This is a genomic window from Microcystis sp. LE19-10.1B (assembly GCF_027530565.1).
Taxonomy (GTDB): Bacteria; Cyanobacteriota; Cyanobacteriia; order Cyanobacteriales; family Microcystaceae; genus Microcystis; species Microcystis aeruginosa.
Window position 1 is genome coordinate 1 of the sequence record NZ_JAPZQM010000247.1, and the last position, 1,642, is coordinate 1,642.

Consider the following 1,642-nt stretch of genomic DNA (forward strand, 5'->3'; position numbering starts at 1 on the left):
CTCGATTGTCTATCTTTTGGTATTAACCTGTTGATGCCTTAAGTCCTTCCCTATATGGATTTCAGCTACTTTTGAGCGTAGGCGCTCTCATCGAATTTTATTTTAAGTTAATTATTTGCATAACAATTCCCGAAGAGCCCAATTCCCGAAGAGCCATCGTATCTTTAACTTGCCAATGGTCGTTGAATTGGATGAGCGGGAGAATTATGGAGAGGTTCGCTTTGTAGCTATTGGTTTACTAGATGGACGAGTCGTTGTTATTGTCTATACTGAACCTGATGATCAAACAATTCGCATTATATCCTTAAGAAAAGCCTTATCGTATGAAGGAAAATATTATGAGCAATACCTCAAAAACAGATTGGAGTAGAATTGATATGATGAAAGATGAGGATATTGATACTTCTGATATTCCTCCACTATCAGAAGATTTTTGGGTTAACGCACAATTGCGACTACCTAAATATCTTGTCACTGTAAAAGTCGAAATAGACCCAGAAACTTTTGCTTGGTTTCAATCCCAGGGAGAAACTGCACAAGAACAAATGTCGGTGGCGTTAAAAATTTATGCTCAAGCAAATAAAGCTTTTTGTTCATCTATAACAAAAGCAGGATAAGGAAGCAGGGGAGAGGGGGAGCGGGGGAGTACAGGTTTTTGCTCTTCTGTTGTCTCCCTTTTCCTTGGTTCACCAGTGCTAGAAGATTTAGATTCACAATAGGATAGCAAGGAAAATTTTTTATGAAAACTGTTGACAAAACTCAGTTAAAAGCTAATTTACTAGAATTGTTGAAAATTGTGGAGTTACAAGGAGAAGAAATTTTAGTGACAGAAGGGACTAAACCAGTGGCGAGAATTTCTCCCTATCAAAAAAGTTATTCAACGGCGGAATTGTTTAAGAATATGCGAGGAAAAGTTCAGTATTTTGAAGATTTAACTACCCCAACAACCGAAGAATGGACGGAAGTATAAAAATTGTTCTTGATACTTGCGCTTTGCGCTAAATTGCGACTCTAAAAAAGTCTAATCTATGATAAATTTTCTAAGTCGTTTAAATCTTTAAATCTTGCACTAGCTTTTTTGTTTAGTTTTAAATGCTTTAAACTAATTATAATTAACATCAATACTATCTATTTCTGTAATCAGCCTCTCTTGAAAACACTCAGAAAAATTGTAACTAACAGCATAACCACCAATCAACAAATACTCAACTTGTCTTAAGTTCAGCAATTTCAAAAAATCTTTGAAGTCTGGCGGTAGTTGCATCATAACCATAATTAATTTGTCTCATTGTTTCTAAAGCAATTAATCTTTGTTGAGGAGTAGCATTGAACCAATAATCTCTCTCGTCGGAATTGTCTGTTAAAGAGCAAACAGTTACTATTGATTTATTCAAGCGATTGTTATCCATTGGCATTTATTTGGCGGGAGACGACACAGAGTGTTCTCCCTGATTTTAGCACAAACTTTATAGGAAAAAGCAGGGAAGCTTAACAAAAACTTAATAAAAATTTACCCAAAAACTATTGACAAGAAAAGTAAAGACTGCTAATCTGGAAACTCTAAATATTTTGAGGATTGAGAGTAATTGTCATTAACTAATCGAGAAAATGCTTTTATTCAGCCTGAAAAACTCATTGATTA

Annotated in this window: 4 protein-coding genes; 3 read left to right on the top strand and 1 reads right to left on the bottom strand. The window is 34.9% G+C overall.

The genetic code is table 11. The annotated features are described in order from the left end of the window. Positions 1–175 precede the first annotated feature (175 nt). The 3 genes from O9332_RS08935 to O9332_RS08945 all read left to right on the top strand — a co-directional run bounded on the left by O9332_RS08935 (position 176) and on the right by O9332_RS08945 (position 970). On the top strand, positions 176–370 hold the full coding sequence (locus O9332_RS08935) for a BrnT family toxin (RefSeq protein ID WP_002758012.1): 195 nt from the start codon (positions 176–178) through the stop codon (positions 368–370). Further along, the gene (locus O9332_RS08940; RefSeq protein ID WP_002758011.1) at positions 339–617 is read left to right on the top strand and encodes a hypothetical protein; all 279 of its coding nucleotides are present in this window, start codon (positions 339–341) and stop codon (positions 615–617) included. The genes O9332_RS08935 and O9332_RS08940 overlap by 32 nt, the downstream gene beginning before the upstream one ends. 122 nt (positions 618–739) lie before the next feature. Next, positions 740–970: a type II toxin-antitoxin system Phd/YefM family antitoxin gene (locus O9332_RS08945; protein WP_002758010.1), complete on the top strand. Its 231-nt coding sequence runs from the start codon at positions 740–742 to the stop codon at positions 968–970. Positions 971–1,205: 235 nt separating this feature from the next. On the opposite strand, the gene O9332_RS08950 is transcribed toward O9332_RS08945, so the two are convergent. Beyond that, the gene (locus O9332_RS08950) at positions 1,206–1,409 is read right to left on the bottom strand and encodes a hypothetical protein (RefSeq protein WP_223212971.1); all 204 of its coding nucleotides are present in this window, start codon (positions 1,407–1,409) and stop codon (positions 1,206–1,208) included. Positions 1,410–1,642: the final 233 nt, after the last annotated feature.

Coding starts and splice junctions, on each gene's coding strand:
- O9332_RS08935 (WP_002758012.1), top strand. CDS start 176: ATGGTCGTTGAATTGGATGAGCGGGAGAATTATGGAGAGGTTCGCTTT.
- O9332_RS08940 (WP_002758011.1), top strand. CDS start 339: ATGAGCAATACCTCAAAAACAGATTGGAGTAGAATTGATATGATGAAA.
- O9332_RS08945 (WP_002758010.1), top strand. CDS start 740: ATGAAAACTGTTGACAAAACTCAGTTAAAAGCTAATTTACTAGAATTG.
- O9332_RS08950 (WP_223212971.1), bottom strand. CDS start 1,409: ATGGATAACAATCGCTTGAATAAATCAATAGTAACTGTTTGCTCTTTA.